This window comes from Sciscionella sediminilitoris, assembly GCF_000737195.2.
Classification (GTDB): Bacteria; Actinomycetota; Actinomycetes; order Mycobacteriales; family Pseudonocardiaceae; genus Sciscionella; species Sciscionella sediminilitoris.
Genome location: NZ_JALM01000087.1, coordinates 17149 through 35019, shown reverse-complemented (window position 1 = coordinate 35019; position 17871 = coordinate 17149). Strand labels below are relative to the sequence as shown.

Annotated in this window: 18 protein-coding genes; 7 read left to right on the top strand and 11 right to left on the bottom strand. The window is 69.2% G+C overall.

What is annotated here, in order from left to right:
* A partial coding sequence (locus AD72_RS28735; protein WP_031469757.1) for an Nramp family divalent metal transporter occupies positions 1-363 on the bottom strand: 363 nt, incomplete at its 3' end.
* Positions 364-501: 138 nt separating this feature from the next.
* Between AD72_RS28735 and AD72_RS28730 the strand changes: the two genes are divergently transcribed.
* A complete protein-coding gene (locus tag AD72_RS28730; RefSeq protein ID WP_031469756.1) occupies positions 502-921 on the top strand; it encodes a VOC family protein in 420 nt (139 codons plus the stop codon).
* A 4-nt stretch (positions 922-925) separates the two neighbouring features.
* On the opposite strand, the gene AD72_RS28725 is transcribed toward AD72_RS28730, so the two are convergent.
* Genes AD72_RS28725 through AD72_RS28710 form a run of 4 tightly spaced genes read right to left on the bottom strand, consistent with a single transcriptional unit; the run spans position 926 to position 4312 of the window.
* The gene (locus AD72_RS28725) at positions 926-1972 is read right to left on the bottom strand and encodes an NAD(P)H-dependent flavin oxidoreductase (RefSeq protein ID WP_031469755.1); all 1047 of its coding nucleotides are present in this window, start codon (positions 1970-1972) and stop codon (positions 926-928) included.
* A complete protein-coding gene (locus tag AD72_RS28720) occupies positions 1969-2727 on the bottom strand; it encodes a CoA-transferase subunit beta (RefSeq protein WP_031469754.1) in 759 nt (252 codons plus the stop codon). Before AD72_RS28720 ends, AD72_RS28725 begins: the two co-directional genes overlap by 4 nt.
* On the bottom strand, positions 2724-3557 hold the full coding sequence (locus AD72_RS28715) for a CoA transferase subunit A (protein ID WP_031469753.1): 834 nt from the start codon (positions 3555-3557) through the stop codon (positions 2724-2726). Before AD72_RS28715 ends, AD72_RS28720 begins: the two co-directional genes overlap by 4 nt.
* A 5-nt stretch (positions 3558-3562) precedes the next feature.
* Positions 3563-4312, bottom strand: coding sequence for an enoyl-CoA hydratase family protein (locus tag AD72_RS28710; RefSeq protein WP_031469752.1), 750 nt, complete (start codon positions 4310-4312; stop codon positions 3563-3565).
* A gap of 83 nt (positions 4313-4395) precedes the next feature.
* On the opposite strand from AD72_RS28710, the gene AD72_RS28705 reads away from it, so the two are divergent.
* Complete coding sequence (locus tag AD72_RS28705) at positions 4396-5172, top strand: SDR family oxidoreductase (RefSeq protein ID WP_031469751.1); 777 nt, start codon at positions 4396-4398, stop codon at positions 5170-5172.
* Positions 5173-6075, top strand: a complete 903-nt coding sequence (locus AD72_RS28700) for an SDR family oxidoreductase (RefSeq protein WP_031469750.1) — start codon at positions 5173-5175, stop codon at positions 6073-6075. It begins immediately after the preceding gene.
* Positions 6076-6163: 88 nt separating this feature from the next.
* Here the strand turns inward: AD72_RS28700 and helR are convergent, their stop codons facing one another.
* The 5 genes from helR to AD72_RS28675 all read right to left on the bottom strand — a co-directional run bounded on the left by helR (position 6164) and on the right by AD72_RS28675 (position 12173).
* The gene (gene helR, locus AD72_RS28695; RefSeq protein ID WP_031469749.1) at positions 6164-8380 is read right to left on the bottom strand and encodes an RNA polymerase recycling motor ATPase HelR; all 2217 of its coding nucleotides are present in this window, start codon (positions 8378-8380) and stop codon (positions 6164-6166) included.
* Positions 8381-8570: 190 nt separating this feature from the next.
* A complete protein-coding gene (locus AD72_RS28690) occupies positions 8571-9710 on the bottom strand; it encodes a sulfotransferase family protein (RefSeq protein WP_031469748.1) in 1140 nt (379 codons plus the stop codon).
* Positions 9711-9719: 9 nt separating this feature from the next.
* The gene (locus AD72_RS28685) at positions 9720-10496 is read right to left on the bottom strand and encodes an SDR family oxidoreductase (protein WP_031469747.1); all 777 of its coding nucleotides are present in this window, start codon (positions 10494-10496) and stop codon (positions 9720-9722) included.
* Positions 10493-11659 carry a hypothetical protein gene (locus AD72_RS28680; RefSeq protein ID WP_031469746.1) on the bottom strand — a complete coding sequence of 389 codons (1167 nt, stop codon included), beginning with the start codon at positions 11657-11659 and terminating at the stop codon, positions 10493-10495. Before AD72_RS28680 ends, AD72_RS28685 begins: the two co-directional genes overlap by 4 nt.
* 22 nt (positions 11660-11681) lie before the next feature.
* Positions 11682-12173 (bottom strand): nuclear transport factor 2 family protein, encoded by a 492-nt coding sequence (locus AD72_RS28675; RefSeq protein ID WP_031469745.1) that lies wholly within the window; start codon positions 12171-12173, stop codon positions 11682-11684.
* A 79-nt stretch (positions 12174-12252) separates the two neighbouring features.
* Between AD72_RS28675 and cysD the strand changes: the two genes are divergently transcribed.
* From cysD to AD72_RS28655, 4 genes are all read left to right on the top strand, one after another.
* Complete coding sequence (gene cysD / locus AD72_RS28670; RefSeq protein ID WP_031469744.1) at positions 12253-13161, top strand: sulfate adenylyltransferase subunit CysD; 909 nt, start codon at positions 12253-12255, stop codon at positions 13159-13161.
* Positions 13162-13330: 169 nt separating this feature from the next.
* Positions 13331-15157: an adenylyl-sulfate kinase gene (cysC, locus tag AD72_RS28665; RefSeq protein WP_031469743.1), complete on the top strand. Its 1827-nt coding sequence runs from the start codon at positions 13331-13333 to the stop codon at positions 15155-15157.
* A 4-nt stretch (positions 15158-15161) separates the two neighbouring features.
* A complete protein-coding gene (locus AD72_RS28660; protein ID WP_031469742.1) occupies positions 15162-16331 on the top strand; it encodes a cytochrome P450 in 1170 nt (389 codons plus the stop codon).
* A gap of 6 nt (positions 16332-16337) precedes the next feature.
* Positions 16338-17180, top strand: coding sequence for an LLM class F420-dependent oxidoreductase (locus AD72_RS28655; RefSeq protein WP_031469741.1), 843 nt, complete (start codon positions 16338-16340; stop codon positions 17178-17180).
* On the opposite strand, the gene kstR is transcribed toward AD72_RS28655, so the two are convergent.
* Positions 17164-17796 carry a cholesterol catabolism transcriptional regulator KstR gene (gene kstR / locus AD72_RS28650; RefSeq protein WP_037347664.1) on the bottom strand — a complete coding sequence of 211 codons (633 nt, stop codon included), beginning with the start codon at positions 17794-17796 and terminating at the stop codon, positions 17164-17166. The two genes, AD72_RS28655 and kstR, sit on opposite strands and share 17 nt — an antisense overlap.
* Positions 17797-17871: the final 75 nt, after the last annotated feature.

The window sequence follows — 17871 nt, the reverse complement described above, 5'->3', positions numbered from 1 at the left end:
GGCCAGTGGCAGGGCGACCGCCGACATCGCCGTCGCGCCGTAAACGAATCCCCAGACGACGATGTACGGCCCGAAGTACCAGCTCGTCCAGCGGCCGAGGGAGCGCCAGCCCGAGTACATGGTCTCCCCGGTCGCCAGATGCCAGCGTCCGACCGCCTCGGCGAGCCCGATCTTCACCAGGCACCCGATGACCGCCGCCCACAGCAGCGTGTAGCCGAACCGGCTGCCCGCGATCAGGGTCGCGACGAGATCACCGGCGCCGACCCCGGTCGCGGCGACCACGATGCCCGGCCCGATCAGCCGCCACCGGGGCTGCTCGGTTTCACCGGCCGTCTGCTCCGAAGGCTGTGACAGCTCTGTCATGCGGAATCCATGTCATGCCAGGATTCCCGAAACAAGCAATGTGACCGTTTTGTGATAAATACGCTGAATATGAAGTTCGGCGGGGTTTCAGTTCCGCGCCTGACTTGACCCCGATTGCCATGCTGCCGAGGATGAAGCATGCGAACGGTACGGACCGTGGTCGTGTTCGACGCCGCTGAGCTCCACACCGAAAGCACATTCTGGGCCGGTGTTCTCGGTGGCCACGTTCTCGAGGACGAAACCTGGCACAGCGTCATCGACGCCGATGGGGAGTGGCGGATCGGTGTACAGCTGGCTCCGGACCATGTTCCACCCCGCTGGCCGGATGGCGAGCCCCAGCAGGTTCATCTCGATCTGCACGTCGAGGATCCGCGCGCCGCACACGAGGAAGTGATCGCATTGGGGGCGACCCTGCTTCGGGCTGCGCCCGATCCGGAAAGGGCGCAGGGCCATCAGGTCTACGCCGATCCCGCCGGGCATCCGTTCTGCATCGGCTGGGGCCATCCGAGCAGGGAACAGCTCACCGCGTACCTGGAGGGGTGGCAGCGAGCCGAATAGCCGATCAGCTCTGCGGGCACCGGCGCAGGGCCGCGCCCGCCTGCTCGACGATGCCCTCGATGAGCTCCGCGCAGCTGGGCAGGTCCCCGAGCATGCCGACGACCTGGCCCGCGGCGAACACGCCGGTGTCGGTGTGCCCCTCGACGAGCCCGGAACGCAGCAGCATCGGGGTGTTCGCGGCCATCAGCACCTGGGCCGCGGTCATGTCCCCGCCGCGGCGCATGGCGAGCCCTTCGCGCAGCAACTGGTTCCACCCGATCCCGGTGAGTTTGCGGAACCGGATGGCGTTGCGGGCGGCGAGCAGGAATCCGCGCAGTCGCCCGGAGCGTTCGAGCGCGGTGACGAATTCGGTGGCGAGCACCCGGTGCGGCATGCCGTCGACCCGCCTGGTCACGACGGTGTCGCCGAGGCCGCGCCCGAGGTAGAGCTGTTTGACGGCCTCGGGCACGGTGCTCTCGGCGGTGAGCAGGAACCGGGTGCCCATGGCGATCCCCGCGGCCCCGTAGGCGAGCGCCGCGGCGAGCCCGCGCCCGTCGAAGAACCCGCCCGCGGCGATCACCGGGATGTCCACGGCGTCGAGCACGGAAGGCAGCAGCAGGGTGGTGGCCACGCCTCCGGTGTGCCCGCCGCCTTCACCGCCCTGGACCACGACCGCGTGCGCGCCCCAGTCGGCGACCTTCTGCGCATGCCGGGCGGCGCCGATGGAGGGGATCACCACGACCCCGGCATCGGAGAGGCGCTGGATCATCTCCTTACGCGGGGCCAGCGCGAAGGAGGCGACCTTGACGCCCTGTTCGATCAGCAGATCGACCCGGCGCTCGGCGTCCACGGCGTCCGCGCGCAGGTTCACCCCGAACGGTTTGCTCGTCCGGGACTTGACCTCGGCGATCGCCTTGGCCAGCTCCTCGTAGTTCATGGTGGCCGAGGCGAGGATGCCGAGCCCGCCCGCCTCCGAGCTGGCCGAGACCAGGCGAGGCCCGGCGACCCAGCCCATCCCGGTCTGCACCACCGGGTGCTCGATGCCGATCAGCTCGGTGAGGGCGGTCCTCATGCGCGGACCTCGCGGTCGCGGAGGTTCTTCGGGTCCAGCCGGGTGCGGATGAGCTCCAGCGCTTCCGGGCCCGGTTCCGGTGTGGTGTGGAATTCCCCGATGTGCAAGGGGAATCCGGTCGACTCGGTGATCTCCTCGAGTTCCACGCCGGGATGCGCGGAGACCAGCCGCATCCGGTGCTCCGGCCCGTCGAAGTCGAACACGCCGAGGTTGCTCACCACGCGGTACACGTCGTGGAACCGTCCCGCGCTGCCGGTGGCCCGGTCGTAGCCGACCCCGGCGACCACGTCGACCGCCTGGACGAAACTGCGCGGGCTGTGCTTGGGCACCCAGTAGCTGGTGCGGTGGTTGACGGTGTTTCCCGGCGATCCGCGCACCCCGAGCAGCTGGCGATCCGGCCTGCTGTGCTCGCCGATCGCGGAGATGTTCTGGTTGCCGTACTGGTCAACCTGGTTCGCGCCCATCACCACGTGCCTGCGCCCGTGCGCGAGCAGTTCGAACACCTTGCGGAACGGCAGCCAGCCCTCGCGCGCGGGTTCGGACTGGTCCCCGAGCACCGGGACCTCGGCGAGCAGCCCGGCCTCGCCGTCGGTGAGCAGCAGGTCCGGTTCGAAGGTCAGCTTGGCCAGCCGCGCACCGATCAGCGCCACCGTGCTCATCGGGCTGACCAGGATCTCCCCGTCGCCCCGGAACAGTTCGGCACAGGCGCCGACACAGATCTCGGCCCTGCTCACCGTGGTCTTCGCCGCTGTCATGACACCTCCTGCACGACGGCCTGGTAATCCTGTTCGCTTCCCGAGACCAGCCGGGAGAGCAGCCCGTTCTGCGGGGCGTCGGCATAGGCGCGCTGGAATTTCTCGTCCCGCCCGTAGTCCGGGGCGCAACTGGTGAAATGCGCGCCACGCGGGATCTCCACGACCCCGTCGACCATGGTCCGGTTGCACAGCAAGGTCTGCGGTGGACCTTCGGCGAGTTCCGCGGTGGACACCAGCCGCTCGCAGGAGACGAAGCGCTTCTTCGCGGCGAGGCAGAACAGGTCGTCGAAGTAGGGATCCGGGCCCAGGTAACGGGCGTTGCCGTGGTTGTCCGCCCGGTTCAGGTGCACCAGCGCGACATCCAGTTCGAGCGCGGGCACCGCGAGCAGTTCCTCGCCATCGCCGTAGGGGGAGCGCACGGTGCGCAGCGCGGGATCGTTGCGCGGCACATCGGAACCGAGCCCGGCGCGGATCGGCAGGAACGGCAGGCGCTGCGCGGCGGCCTGCAGTCCCGCGTAGAACATGCCCTCGTCCCATTCGCGCACCGCGAGCCCGTCCTGTTCACGCGCCTTGCGGAACAGCGGGTCATAGGGGATGGAATCGAGCGTGACGAACCCGAAGACCAGTTCGCGCACCTTGCCCGCGGCGCAGAGCAGCCCCACATCCGGTCCGCCGTAGGAGACCACCCGCAGATTCTTGACCGGCGACCGCAGGATGGCGCGCACCAGGGCCATCGGTTTGCGCCGCGAGCCCCAGCCGCCGATGCCGAGGGTCATCCCGTCGCGCAGTTCGGCGGCCACCTCTTCGGCCGTGCATTGCTTGTCCCGCACTGCTTTCAGCCTCCGTTTCGGTCCACAAAGGACTGTCGTGCCTCGTCGGAGACACCGGTCAGGTTCAGCTCGAAGGTGAACCCTTGTTCGAAGCGGTAGTCCCGGTGCACGCGCCCGTGGTCGATGCCGTTGAGCGCTTCCTTGGCCATCCGGATGGTGCGGTTGTCCTTCTCCGCGATCTCCCCGGCCAGGGCGAGCGCCTTCTCGTCCAGTTCGGCGCGCTCGCACACCTCGAACACCGAGCCGTAGCGGTGCAGGGTGTCCGCGCCGACCGTGCGGCCGGTGTAGAACAGCCCGCGCATCAGGTGCTGGGGCACCAGCCGGGACAGATGTGTCGCCGCCCCGAGTGCACCCCGGTCCACCTCGGGAAGGCCGAAGCTCGCATCGTCGGCGGCCACGATCACATCCGCGTTGCCGACCAGGCCGATCCCGCCGCCGAGGCAGAACCCGCCGACCGCGGCGACCACCGGGACCGGGCAGTCGTAGACCGCTCCGAAGGCGGCGGCGCAGCCGCGGTTCGCCCCGATCAGCGCGGCATAGCCGGAGTCACGCTGGATCTCCTTGATGTCCACGCCCGCGCAGAAGCCTCTGCCCTCCGCGCGCAGTACGACGGCGTGGGTCCGCTCGTCCCTGCCCGCCTCGGTCAGTGCCTCGGCCAGTTCGAACCAGCCCCCGACCGGGAGCGCGTTGACCGGCGGGAATTCGATACTCACGACCGTGACGGCCGCTTCGGTTCGTTCGCTCCTGATGCCCATTCGACCTCATCGGTTCTCAACCTAGCGATTGCTTGGTAACTTAGCAGGCGTTCCGGTCTCGCGACAGCCCCGAGGAGGGTTCGTTGACTCTGAACCTCGATCTCACCGGTTCGGTCGTCCTGGTCACCGGCGGCGTCCGCGGTGTCGGCCGCGGTATCACCCGCGCCTTCGGTGCCGCCGGGGCGACCGTGGTGACCTGCGCCCGGCGTGACCCGGACGAACAGCTGCCCGATGTGGAGTTCCACAGCTGCGATGTGCGCGATCCGGAGCAGGCGAGAAAGCTCGTGGACACCGTGCGCGAGCGGCACGGGCGGCTCGATGTGCTGGTCAACAACGCGGGCGGGGCGCCCTATGCGCTCGCCGCGGACGCCTCGCCGAAATTCCACGGCAAGATCGTGGAGCTGAATCTGCTCGCCCCGCTGCAGCTGGCGCAGTACGCCGCGGAGGTGATGCGCGAGCAGGACGGTGGTGGTTCGATCCTGATGATCGCCAGCGTCAGCGGCACCCGTCCCTCCCCGGGCACCGCGGCCTACGGCGCGGCCAAGGCCGGGGTGGACAGCCTCGCGGGCAGCCTCGCCGTGGAATGGGCGCCGAAGGTGCGGGTGAACGCGATCGATGTGGGCATGGTGCGCACCGAACAGTCCCAGCTGCACTACGGCGGGGAGGACGGGATCGCCGCGGTCGGGGCCACCGTGCCACTCGGGCGGCTCGCCGATCCCGAGGAGATCGGCAACTGCGCGGTCTTTCTCGCCTCGCCGCTGGCCTCCTATGTGACCGGGGCCCGGCTACTCGTGCACGGCGGCGGCGAGGTGCCCGCTTTCCTCGCCGCGAGCACGGTCAACCAGAAAGAGAGTGAATAGATGAGTGAATTGTGTTCCGGGCGCACCGTGATCGTCACCGGAGCCGGGCGCGGTATCGGCAGGGCGCACGCGCTCGCCTTCGCCGCGGCCGGGGCGCGCGTGGTGGTCAACGACATCGGGGTCGCCCTGGACGGCAGCGCGAGCTCGGAAGGGCCCGCGCAGCAGGTCGTCGAGGAGATCACCGCCGCGGGCGGAACCGCGATCGCCGACACCGGTGACGTGGCGAGCTGGGAGGGCGCGCAGTCCATTGTGGACACCGCGATCCGGGAGTTCGGCGGGCTCGACGTGCTGGTCAACAATGCCGGGTTCCTCCGGGACCGGATGCTGGTCAACACATCCGAGCAGGAATGGGACGCCGTCATCCGGGTGCACCTCAAGGGACACTTCGCGATGCTGCGGCACGCGGGGGCGCACTGGCGGGAGCGCGCGAAGGCGGGGGAGCAGCTCGCCGCGCGGGTGATCAACACCAGCTCTGGGGCCGGGTTGCTCGGCAGCGTCGGGCAGGGCAACTATTCCGCGGCCAAGGCCGGGATCGCCGGGCTGACCCTGGTGGCCGCCGCCGAACTGGGCCGCTACGGGGTGACGGTGAACGCGATCGCGCCCGCCGCTCGCACCAGGATGACCGAGCAGGCCTTCGCCGAGCAGATGGCCGAGCGTGCCGGATTCGACGCCATGGCACCGGAAAACGTCTCGCCGCTGGTCGTCTGGCTCGGCAGCACCGAATCCGCCGGCGTCACCGGCCGGGTGTTCGAAGTGGAGGGTGGCACGATCGCGCTCGCCCAAGCCTGGCGGCACGGCCCCAAGGCGGAGAAGGACGCGCGCTGGGCACCGGAGGAACTCGGTCCGGTCGTGACCGGACTGCTCGCCGAGGCACCCGAACCGGAACCGGTCTACGGCGCCTGATCGCATTCCGGTCCGGGGCCGGTGCGAAGTACCCGCGCCCTTGCTCGACCGTGCGCCGCCCGTCCGAGCAAGGGCGAACCGGATCGGCTCAACCCGCCGGTTGCTGATTCCCGCTCGCGGCAGGCATTCCGGTCTCGGCGAGCCCGGCAAGGGACCGGGGGAGCGGTTCCCGGTGCAGGACGCCGAGGCGCTGGGTGGCGCGGGTGAGCGCGACATAGAGCTCGGCGGCCCCGCGCGGGCCCTCGGCGAGGATGCGCATCGGTTCCACGACGAGAACCGCGTCGAATTCCAGGCCCTTGGTCTCCGCCGGTGGGACCGTACCCGGCACATCCGGTGGCCCGATCACCACGCTGGTTCCCGGCAGCCCGGATTCCTCGCGGGTGAATTCCGCGATGGCATCGGGCAGGTCCGCCTCGCCGACCTGCCGGGACCAGGGCCGCACCCCGGATGCGCGGACCGACTCGGGAGGCCGGATTCCGGGGGCGAACTCCGCGAGCAGTCCGGCGGCGACGGTCATGACCTCTGCGGGAGTCCGGTAGTTGACCGACAGCAGGCGATGGACCCAGCGGCCGGGCACATAGGGATCGAGCATCGCGCCCCACGAGGTCGCTCCGGCCGCCGAGCGGCGTTGAGCGAGATCACCGACCACGGTGAACGAGCGGCTCGGGCACCGCCGCATCAGCACCCGCCAGTCCATCTCGGACAGTTCCTGGGCCTCGTCCACCACCACGTGCCGATAGGTCCAGTTCCGGTCCGCGGCCGCGCGTTCGGCGAGCTCGCGGGTATCGGTCTCCACGAAGCGATCGGCCAGATCGCCTGCCTGGATCAGGTTCTCCGCGGCCAGTCCGATGTCCTCGTCCATCTCCTCGCTGTCCAGCTTGAGGATGTCGAGCACCCCCGCGGCGTATTCGGCCTCGGCCTGCCGTTCCCGTGCCGCGGCCCGCTCGGCCTCCCGTGCGGCCGTCTTGTCCTTGCCGAGCAGATCGACCAGTTCGTCGAGCAGCGGGATGTCCGAAACCGTCCACGCCTCGCCGTCGGCGCGCCACAGCGCCTGGTCGGCTCCCGCGGCACGCAGCCGCTCCGGACTGGAGAGCAGCCCGGCCAGCAGTGTTTCCGGGGTGAGCATCGGCCAGAGCTGGTCGATCGCGGCTTGGAACTCCTCCTGCTCGGCGAGTTCACCGAGCAGATCCGCCCGCATGTTCTCCCAGGCTTCGCCGTCCGAACGGGTGAGCCAGTCCCGGCCGATCCTGGCGATGGCCCGCTCGGTGAGCACATACGTGACGATCTCGGTGAACACCTCCCGGGCCTCGTTGTGCGGCAGCCCGCTCGCGCGAGCCTCCTGCCTTGCCCACTCCGCGGTCTCCGCGTCGATCCGCACCGTGACATCGGAGAGCTCGATCCGCAGCGGCTCCTCCGGCAGGCATTGCCGGTCGGCGATCGCCGCCGCGAGCACCTCCGTGATCGCCAGGGAACCCTTCATCCGCGCGGTTTCCGGAGCATCCTCCGCGGTCACCCGCAGACCGGGGACCAGACCGCCGGGAGTCGTGAACACCACCTCGGATTCGCCGAGTGCGGGCAGCACCCGGCCGATGTGCTCCAGGAAGGCCGGATTGGGCCCGACCACGAGCACACCATGGCGTTCGATCCGCGCCCGGTGGGTGTAGAGCAGATACGCGACGCGGTGCAGGGCCACCACGGTCTTCCCGGTTCCCGGGCCGCCCTCGATCACCAGCACACCGGGGTGCTCGAGGCGGATGATCGCGTCCTGTTCGGCCTGGATCGTCGCCACGATGTCGCGCATCCCGTTCCCGCGCGGCGCATTGATCGCGGCGAGCAGTGCCGCGTCCCCGTGCTCCTGCCCGTCGGGGCGGCCGAGCGTTTCGTCGGTGAACCCGGTCACGCGCCGCCCGTGGGTGTGGAATTGGCGGCGCCTGCGCGTGTTCTCCGGATGCGCGGCAGTTGCGGTGTAGAAGGCCCGTGCCGCGGGTGCCCGCCAGTCCAGCAGCCTCGGTTCGTAGGAGTTCTCCTCGTCGAACAGGCCGATCCGGCCGATGTAGGAACGCTCGCCCGTTACCGTGTCCAGCCGGCCGAAACACAGCCCGCTGTCCGCCACGTTCAGCCGCTTCGCCTCCGTGGCCAGCGCGCGCAGTTCCACGTCCCGTTCCATGGGGGTCTCGCCGTTGCCGCGCAAGGTGTCGGCGTATTTCCCCCGAACCCGTGCGCGCTCCGCGTCGAGCCGGGCGTAGAGCTCGGCGATATAGTCTCGTTCGGACCGCAGTTCGTCTTCGTACCCTCGAGTTGACACAGGCCCCTCATACCGTCTATACTGAAATTAGAATCGGCGGGTTGTCCATGTTTCTGGATGACACGCCGACTTTTTATTGTCCGCCACGTGTCAAGTTCGGCAGCAACTCGAGTTCGGTAACGTCGAGTTCGGTAACGACAAAGCTGCCCGGCGCGTTCGGCACCGGGCAGCGTAGGAGTTCCGGTAGTCGCTAGCCCACCAGTCCGGCGAACCGTTCGTCCACCGCGCCCTCGGCGAGCCCGAAATCCCCGAGCGTGTATCGATGCGCGGGTTTCGCCTTACCGCTCACCGATTCGGCGTGGGTGCGCCGCATGGCCGCGCTGGCCTCCTCGGTGAGCTCGAGCCCGAAATGCCGATACACGGATTCCGCGGTACCGACCGGATCGGCGACGAAATCGGCGTAGTCCACGTCGTAGAACCGGCTCTGGTCGTAGCGGGCGCACGCGGCCCGGCAGCGTTCGAGCCCGGTGGCCCACAGTTCGAGCTGATCACGGCCGACCGTTTCCGGATCGAAGGCCTCGGACCATTCGGAGCTCGCCTGCACCGCGAGGCTGCACGCCGAGGCGATCGCGGTGCGCGGATCCCGGTGTGTCTGCACGATCAGCGCGTCCGGGTACACCGCGAGCAGCGCGTCGATCGCGAACAGGTGGCTCGGATTCTTGAGCACCCACCGCTTTCCGGGATCATTGCCGCCGATCAGTTCCAGGTTGCGCCGGTGCCTGCGATAGGCCGGGGTCCAGTCCTGTTCCCGCAGCCAGGCCGAGTAGCCGGGAATGTGCGCCAGACATTCGTAGGAGACCGACATGATCGACTGGCGCAGCAGCCGCCAGCATTCCTCGACCGCGTCCGCGGAAATGTAGTGCACGCCCATGAATTCGGGATGCTCGATGTGGTGCCGGGAGTACCCTTCCTGGATCCCGGCGAACACCGGATCGTTCTCCCACTCGGCACGCGGCGGGCGCGGCTGCGGGACCTCGGTCAGCCACAGCTCCAGGCCTTGGTGCGCGGGATCCACGGTGAGCAGCCGGTGCAGCGCGGTCGTCCCGCTGCGCGGCAGGCCGGTGACGAAGATCGGGCGGTGCACCGGCTGGGTGGCCGCGCCGCGGGCCAGCGCCGCCTCGCTCAGTGCCCGTGCGACGAGTGCCCCGCGCAGCTCGGCGCGTTTCACCCGCCTGCCGAACGGGGTCAGCCTCGCGTCCGCGTGATAGGAGTCGAGCAGCACGCCGAGCGCCTCGTGGTGCTCGGTGCCGCCGAAGTCCTCGAGCCCGGTGATCTTGGTGGCCGAGGCGTGCAGATCCTCGACGGTGCCGACGTTCTCCCGTTCCGCCATGAAGACTCCTCAGTGATGCATTTCGCCGCAGTTGACATCCAGGCACTGCCCGGTGATCGCGTTCGCCAGGTCGGAGGCGAGGAACACGGCGGCGTTCGCGACCGAGTCGGGTTCGGGCAGCCTGCGCAGATCGGCGAGCTCGGCGTACTCGTTGTAGATGTCCTCGGCGCTGAGCCCGCGCTGTTCGCCGAGATAGCCGAAGTACCATTTCGCGCGCTCGTCCCAGATCCGGCCGGGTGCCACGCTGTTCACCCGCACTCCACGCGGGCCCAGTTCGGTGGCCAGCGTCTGGGAAAGGGACATGAGCGCGGATTTGGTGAGCCGGTAGCCGCCGAGTTTGTCCTCCTGGCGGCGCACGATCATCGAGTTGATCATCACGATGTTGCCGCCCGATTCGACGAGCGCCGGAACGCAGAGCCGGGTCAGCCGCAGGGTGGCGAACAGGGTGACGTCGATCGCCGCACGCAGTCCCTCGATGTCCACCTCGTCGAAGGTGCCCATCGGCGGGAACCCGAAGGCGCTGTTGACCAGGCAGTCCAGCCTGCCGAACGTGGAGAGCGCGGTCTCGGCGAGCTGTTCGGTCGCGGACTGGTCGGCGATATCGGTGGGTACCGTGAGCGCCCGCCGCCCGGTGGCGCGCACCTGCTCGGCCACGCTGTCCAATGTGGACTCGGTGCGCGCGGCGAGCACCACATCCGCACCGTTCTCCGCGCACCGCACGGCGAGCGAGCGGCCGAGGCCAGGGCCGACGCCGGACACCAGCACGACCTTGTCCCGCAACATCATCCGAACCTCCTCCGGGCGATCGCCGCCCTGCGTGCTTCGAGTGTGTGCGCGCGCTGCTCACCCGTGATCCGCGCGTGCTGGTAGTAGGGCAGCCGTTCGGGGAGTTCGGCGAGATCGACGAGCTCGGTGCGCGGGCCGTCGGCCTCGGTGAGCTCGCGATCGAGGCGCTGCCAGCGGATCTGCAGATAACCGCGCTCGTGCCCGGTGCAGGCCAGCCAGTTCGCCACTCCGGGATCGCGTTCGCTGACCACGAAGCGGAGCATCCCGTCGGGGTCGGCGCGCGCCTGTTCGGCGGTGAGGCTGGTCTGCGCGTGGATGTAGTCGGTGGAGATGTACCAGAGGGAACCGAGCTGGAACCCCTGGTACGGCGCCTCGGATTTGGGCACCTCGACGATCAGCGCCTTGTCCGCGGCCAGTTCGTAGTGCCCGACCGAGGAGAACTGGGTGGCCAGCCCGCCGGGGGTGCGCCGCGGTGCGGTCATCTCGTTGGCCGCGCGGTCGTAGTAGAACCACTCCGGGAACTTCAGGAAGGTGCGTAGCTGGGTGACCAGGATCTTGCCCGCGGCGGCATAGCGTTTGGCCATCGAGCGTTCGGAAAGCTCCGGGGGACCGGGGTTCCCGTCCGCTGCCCGGATGTCGAGCCGGCCGCGGACCTGGTTCTCCCAGTCGCTGTACACCTCGCGGATGATCAGGATCGCCGCGTTCTCCCCGAGCGGGAAACTGTTCGGCACCCCGGGTTTCGCCTTCGGTCCGAAGTGGACCTCGAAACTACCGTCCTCGGCGATCTCGAGTTGCCGGTCGTCGAACGCGGCGAGGCTGCCCGGAACCTTCGCCGGGGTGTAGTCGCCGCCGAGTACCTGGAAACTCAGATCCGCCGTGCTGCCGCGTTTTCCGGTGACCACGTAGTCGGTGTCCGGGCGGATGATCGCACCGAAATAGAGCGTGTCCGGGTTGTCCAGCCCGTATTTGGTATCCGCGTCCGGCGCGGTGAGAAAGCGCGGCCGGTCCGGGTCGGTCGCCCAGGCCGTCTGCAGTGCCCGCTGGATACTTCCCGCGAGGTAGTCGTATCCCTCGAGCAGGTCCTGTTCCGTGCGAATGTGCGGGGCTTCGGCGATGATCCGCTCCGCCTCCGCGACGGCCTCGGCGAACGGTTCCGCGACCACCGTGTCTACCTCCCGCGTTCGGTTACTGTTCCGGTTTCGCCCATTTGCTGGCGAGCAGTTGGAAATTCTCGTCGAGCGTGCGCATGCTCTCGTAGATCCGGGTGTACGCGGTGCGGCTGATCCACCAGCGACCGTCCGCGTCCCTTCGGTAGGTGTCCTCGTAGTAGGCGCCGCCCTCGATGAGCACCCTGTGTTCCGGGGCGAGCACCGTGTCCCGCATCGACCAGGTGCCCTGTGCGGAATCGCCGTCCACAATGATCTCGTGATGCCCGCAGATGTGCATGGTGATGATCTCGTTGTCCAGGCTCTCCCGCAGGAATTCGAGCACCGCGGCCCGGCCGTGCCGCTCGACCGGTTCACCGAGCGCGCTGGTGCCGTACTCGGCGACCGCATCCTCGCCGAGCACCGATTCGAGCTCGGTCCACAGCTTCAGATCGACACAGCGCAGATAGCGGTGCTTGACCGCCCGGATGGCTTCGATGGCTTGGAGCTGTTCCACGGCGGCGGCATCCATGAGCACGAGTCTGTCACGGTCATTGACCCGTGACAAGAACATGTTCTAGTTTTTGAGGATCAAGCCCAGGGAGGTGCGGATGGCGACCACCACGTACGAGCTCTCGCATCTGGATGTACTCGAATGCGAAGCGGTGCACATTCTGCGCGAGGTCGAGGCCACCCTCGAACGCCCGGCACTGTTGTTCTCCGGCGGTAAGGACTCGGCGGTCATGTTGCACGTGGCGGTCAAGGCGTTCTGGCCCGCGCCGCCGCCGTTCCCGCTGTTGCACGTGGACACCGGGCACAACTTCGACGAGGTCCTGGAATTCCGCGACCGTACGGTGGAACGTACCGGGACCCGGCTGCTGGTGGCCAGCGTGCAAGACGATATCGACGCGGGGCGGGTGGTCGAGGACGAGCGGGCCGGGCGTAACCGGTTGCAGACCACCACGTTGTTGCGGGCGATCGGGGAGCACCGGCTGGGCGCGGTGTTCGGCGGGGCGCGCAGGGACGAGGAGAAGGCGCGCGCCAAGGAGCGGGTGTACAGCTTCCGGGACGAGTTCGGGCAGTGGGATCCGCGTGCGCAGCGGCCCGAGTTGTGGAACCTCTATAACGGGCGCCACCGGGACGGGGAGCACATCCGGGTGTTTCCGCTGTCGAACTGGACCGAGCTGAACATCTGGCAGTACATCGAGCGCGAGGGGATCGAGCTGCCCTCGCTGTACTACGCGCACGAGCGCAGCGTGTTCGCCCGGGACGGGATGCTGCTGGCGCACACCAGGCACAGCGCACCGCGCGCGGGTGAGGAACCGTTCACCGCGACCGTGCGGTTCCGCACCGTCGGGGACGCGACCTGCACCGGCTGTGTGGCCTCGCGGGCGGCGAGCCCGGCCGAGGTCATCGCGGAGACCGTGGCGAGCAGGGAAAGTGAGCGCGGGGCGACCAGGGCCGATGACCGCATCTCCGATACCGGAATGGAAGACCGCAAGAAAGCCGGGTACTTCTGATGACCGCAGTGCTGGCCCGATCGGGCCAATCCTGCGCTGCGACGTTGGCTCGGCTTCTCCCTCGATCCGCTCCTGGCTCGCCAGGGCTCGCTGCGATGCTCACTCGATCGGCGCCTTCGCGGACTCGGGCCGCGGGCGGCCCTACGATGCTCGGAAAGGACCCGCTCTCATGACTGAGCTGCTGCGACTTGCCACCGCGGGCAGTGTGGACGACGGGAAATCCACGCTGATCGGGCGGTTGCTCTACGACACCAAGACCATCCTGACCGATCAGCTCGCCGCGGTGGAGCGCACCAGCAAGGAGCGCGGGGAACAGGGGCCGGACCTGGCCCTGCTCACCGACGGGCTGCGAGCCGAACGTGAGCAGGGCATCACGATCGACGTGGCCTACCGGTATTTCGCCACGCCGAACCGGAAGTTCATCATCGCCGACACCCCGGGGCACGTGCAGCACACCCGCAACATGGTCACCGGGGCCTCCACCGCGCAGGTCGCGGTGATCCTGGTGGACGCGCGGGCGGGGGTGCTCGAACAGTCCCGGCGGCACGCCTTCCTCGCCAGCCTGCTCGGTATCCGCCACCTGGTGGTGTGCGTGAACAAGATGGACCTGGTGGATTTCTCCCAGGCCCGCTTCGCCGAGATCCGGGACACCTTCCGTGGGTTCGCCGCCAAGCTCGACGTGCAGGACATCGCGTTCATCCCGATCTCCGCGCTGCACGGGGACAATGTGGTCAGCCCGAGCCCGAGCATGCCGTGGTTCGAGGGCACCCCGCTGCTCGGGCATCTCGAACAGGTGCACGTCGCCTCCGACCGCAACCTCATCGATGTACGGTTCCCGGTGCAGCGGGTGATCCGCTGGCAGGCGACCGGATTCCGCGGCTATGCCGGAACCGTGGCCGGTGGGGTGCTCAAACCCGGCGACGAGGTCGTGGTGCAGCCCTCCGGGGCGAGCTCGCGGATCACCGAGATCCTGGCTCCCGGCGGAACCCCGGTCTCCGAGGCGTTCCCGCCCGCCGCGGTGACCGTGCGGCTGGCCGACGAGCTCGACATCAGCCGCGGCGACATGCTGTGCCGCCCGGGAAACCGGGCGAGCGTGGGCCAGGACATCGACGCGATGGTGTGCTGGCTGACCGAGGACGCCGAACTGCGTGCCGGGGCCAGCTACGAGATCCGGCACACCACGGCCACCACGCGGGCCCGGATCGACCGCGTCGACTACCGGCTGGACGTGAACTCGCTGCACCGCGAGCAGGGCGTGGATTCCTTGCGGCTCAACGAGATCGGCCGCATCCGGCTGCGCACGGCCAGCCCGCTGCTTTTCGACGGGTACCGGCGCAACCGGGACACGGGCAGCTTCATCCTGGTCGACGAGTCCACGAACAACACCGTCGGCGCCGGGCTGATCGGCGGCGCGGCCGAGACCGGGCCCGAGGTGGTCTGGCAGCGCACCGCGGTGGACCGCACCGAACGCGGGGCGCGCGGTGCCACGGTCTGGCTCACCGGTCTTTCCGCTTCCGGGAAATCCGCGATCGCGGTGGAACTGGAACGCCTCCTTGTCGCCCAGGGCCGGATGGCCTACCTGCTCGACGGGGACAATCTGCGGCACGGACTCAACGCCGATCTCGGATTCTCCGCCGCAGACCGGGACGAGAACGTGCGCCGGGTCGGCGAGGTCGCCGCCCTGTTCGCGGATGCGGGCGTGATCGCGATCGCCTCGCTGATCAGCCCGTACGCCCAGGCCCGCGAACAGGCGAGACAGGCACATCTGCGGGCCGGACTGCGGTTCGTCGAGGTGTTCGTGGACACCCCGCTCGAAGTGTGCGAGCAGCGCGACCCCAAGGGCATGTACCGGCGCGCGCGGGCCGGGGAGATCAGCGGGTTCACCGGTGTCGACGACCCCTACGAGCGCCCGGAGTTCCCGGACCTGGTGCTGCGCCCCGCCGACGGCGACCCGGCCGCGATGGCCGAGGCGATCGCGGCACTGATCGGTGGCTGAGCCGATGCTGGACTACCCGTTCAACACCAGCGAGGGTCTCGCGATCGCCGAGCGCTATCGCGAGGTACAGGCCGAACCGGGTCTGGTGCGGGTGCGGATGCCCTACGGCGAACCCGGCTGGCTGGTGACCCGCTACGCCGAGGCGCGTGCCGTGCTCGGGGATCCGCGGTTTTCCCGGGCCGAGGCGCTGCGCAGGGACGCGCCGAGCACCCAGCCCGCGCGGGCGAACAAGGGCCTGCTGACCATGGACGCTCCGGGGCACACCAGGCTGCGCAGGCTCGCCGCCAAGGCGTTCACCCCGAAGCGTGTGGAGCAGCTGCGGCCGTGGCTGCGGGACTACGTCGGGGAACTGATCGACGCGATGGTCGGACAGGGACCACCCGCGGAGCTCGTCGGCGGGCTGGCGCTACCGCTGCCGGTGGCGGTGATCTGCGAACTGCTCGGTGTGCCGGTACAGGATCGGGACCGGTTCCGGCGCTGGAGCGATGACGCGCTGTCCACCAGCAGCCTGACCACCGAGCAATGGCTGGCCAGCCGCGCCGAGCTGGAGGAATACCTCGCCGGGCTGATCGCCGCGCACCGCGAGCGACCGCGCGATGACCTGATGAGCGCGTTCATCGAGGCGCGCGAGGACGGGGACCGGCTCAGCGAGGAGGAGATGATCGGGCTGTGCGCCGGGATCCTCATCGCCGGGCACGAGACCACGGCCACCCAGATCCCGAACTTCGTCTCGGTGCTGCTCGGTGAACGCGAGCAGTGGGAGCGGCTGTGCGCCGATCCGGAGCTGATCCCCGCGGCCGTCGAGGAACTGATGCGCTTCGTTCCCCTTGGCACCAGCGGAAGCTCGGCCCGCTACGCCACCGAGGATGTGGTGGTGGGGGAGACGAGGGTGCGCGCGGGTGAACCGGTCGTGGTCGCGGTCTCCGCGGCGAACCGGGACCGCGGCTGGTTCTCCGATGCCGACCGGATCGACCTGGACCGTGCCGAAGGCGGGCACCTCGGGTTCGGGCACGGCGCGCATTTCTGCCTCGGCGCCGCGCTGGCCAGAGCGGAGCTGCAGGAAGCCCTGCACGGGCTGACGACCCGGCTTCCCGGGCTGCGGCTGGCCGGAGAGATCACCTGGAAATCGGGGCTCATCGTGCGTGGGCCGAGTGCACTAGCCGTGGAGTGGTAGGGACATATGCGATTCGGAATCACCCAGTTCACCAGTGATCGCGGCCCGGCGCCCGCGGTCGTGGCCCGCGCGGCCGAGGAAGCGGGCTTCGACACCTTCTCGGTGCCCGAGCACACGCACATCCCGGTGCGCAGGGAGGCGGCGCATCCGGGCACCGGGACCTCGGAGCTGCCCGACGACCGGTACCTGCGCACCCTGGACCCCTGGGTGGCGCTCGGCACGGCGGCCGCGGTGACCACCACGATCCGGCTCGGCACCGCGGTGGCGCTGCCGGTCGAGCACGATCCGATCACCCTGGCCAAATCCATCGCCACCCTCGACCACCTCAGCGGGGGCCGGGTGGTGCTGGGTGCCGGATTCGGCTGGAACACCGATGAACTCGGCGACCACCACGTTCCCCCGGGCAAACGGCGCACCGTGCTGCGCGAGTACCTGGAGGCGATGCGGGCGCTGTGGACCCAGGAGGAGGCCGCCTACGCGGGCGAGCACGTGAGCTTCGGACCGAGCTGGGCCTGGCCGAAACCGGTGCAGGACACGGTTCCCGTGCTGATCGGGGCCGGTGGCACGGAGCGCACCTTCACCTGGATCGCGCGGCACGCGGACGGCTGGATGACCACCCCGTTCGAGTCCGAGCTCGAGGACAAGATCGCCGCGCTGACTCGGATCTGGCACAGCGAGGGCCGTTCCGGTGCGCCGGAGATCACCGTGCTCGCCGGGAAACCGGACGGGCTGGAGCGGTTGGCCGAGCTCGGGGTCACCGAGGTGGCGTTCGGGATCCCGGATCGCAGCGAGGCCGAGGTGCTCAGTTATCTGGAGCGGCTCGCCGGGAAGCTCACCAGCTGCCGCTGATCTCCCCGTCGCCGAGCAGCAGTTGCACGGTCAGCTCCAGGCGCGTGGTCACATCGCGGGCGGACGCGCGCCTGGTGACCCAGGACACCAGGTTGGACAGCCAGACATCGGAGACGATCCGGATCACCACGCGGTCCCGCTCGGTCAGTTCCTCGTCCCCGCGCACCGCGTGGCTGAACATCGACTCGAGCGCCTGGCCGACCTCGTCGATCTCCGCGGCCGCCGAGGTGTCCGCGAACATGAACGCCCGGGTGACCGCCTCGGTGAGCAGCGGATCGCGCTGCAGTGATTTGGTGACCCTGCCGAGCAGGTAGAGCAGTCGTTCCGCGGCGGTCTCCCCGGGAATGGTGCGGCGGGAGAACCTGGCCTGGGCGCTGGAGAATTCCCGGCCGAGGCTGGACACCAGCAGATGGATCTTGGAGGGGAAGTAGCGGTAGAGCGTGCCGAGCGCCACACCGGCGTCATCGGCGACCGCGCGCATCTGCACCGCGTCGTACCCGCCCTTGGATGCCAGGCCGATCGTCGCGTCCAGGATGCGTTCCCTGCGCTGTTGCTGCGCGGTGGTCCGCGTCGTCCGCGCCGTCTTCACCGGCTGCGCCAGCTGTTGTTCGGACATTCTCCATCTCCCTCGGTCACTCCCTCAGGTCATCATATTGGAACAAGTTCCCATTTGTCGCCTCGGGCTCCCTTC

Excerpts from the sequence above, each read along its gene's own strand:
- AD72_RS28730 (WP_031469756.1), top strand. The coding sequence starts at position 502 with ATGCGAACGGTACGGACCGTGGTCGTGTTCGACGCCGCTGAGCTCCAC.
- AD72_RS28725 (WP_031469755.1), bottom strand. The coding sequence starts at position 1,972 with ATGAGGACCGCCCTCACCGAGCTGATCGGCATCGAGCACCCGGTGGTG.
- AD72_RS28720 (WP_031469754.1), bottom strand. The coding sequence starts at position 2,727 with ATGACAGCGGCGAAGACCACGGTGAGCAGGGCCGAGATCTGTGTCGGC.
- AD72_RS28710 (WP_031469752.1), bottom strand. The coding sequence starts at position 4,312 with ATGGGCATCAGGAGCGAACGAACCGAAGCGGCCGTCACGGTCGTGAGT.
- AD72_RS28700 (WP_031469750.1), top strand. The coding sequence starts at position 5,173 with ATGAGTGAATTGTGTTCCGGGCGCACCGTGATCGTCACCGGAGCCGGG.
- AD72_RS28690 (WP_031469748.1), bottom strand. The coding sequence starts at position 9,710 with ATGGCGGAACGGGAGAACGTCGGCACCGTCGAGGATCTGCACGCCTCG.
- AD72_RS28685 (WP_031469747.1), bottom strand. The coding sequence starts at position 10,496 with ATGATGTTGCGGGACAAGGTCGTGCTGGTGTCCGGCGTCGGCCCTGGC.
- AD72_RS28675 (WP_031469745.1), bottom strand. The coding sequence starts at position 12,173 with ATGGATGCCGCCGCCGTGGAACAGCTCCAAGCCATCGAAGCCATCCGG.
- cysD (WP_031469744.1), top strand. The coding sequence starts at position 12,253 with ATGGCGACCACCACGTACGAGCTCTCGCATCTGGATGTACTCGAATGC.
- cysC (WP_031469743.1), top strand. The coding sequence starts at position 13,331 with ATGACTGAGCTGCTGCGACTTGCCACCGCGGGCAGTGTGGACGACGGG.
- AD72_RS28660 (WP_031469742.1), top strand. The coding sequence starts at position 15,162 with ATGCTGGACTACCCGTTCAACACCAGCGAGGGTCTCGCGATCGCCGAG.
- AD72_RS28655 (WP_031469741.1), top strand. The coding sequence starts at position 16,338 with ATGCGATTCGGAATCACCCAGTTCACCAGTGATCGCGGCCCGGCGCCC.
- kstR (WP_037347664.1), bottom strand. The coding sequence starts at position 17,796 with ATGTCCGAACAACAGCTGGCGCAGCCGGTGAAGACGGCGCGGACGACG.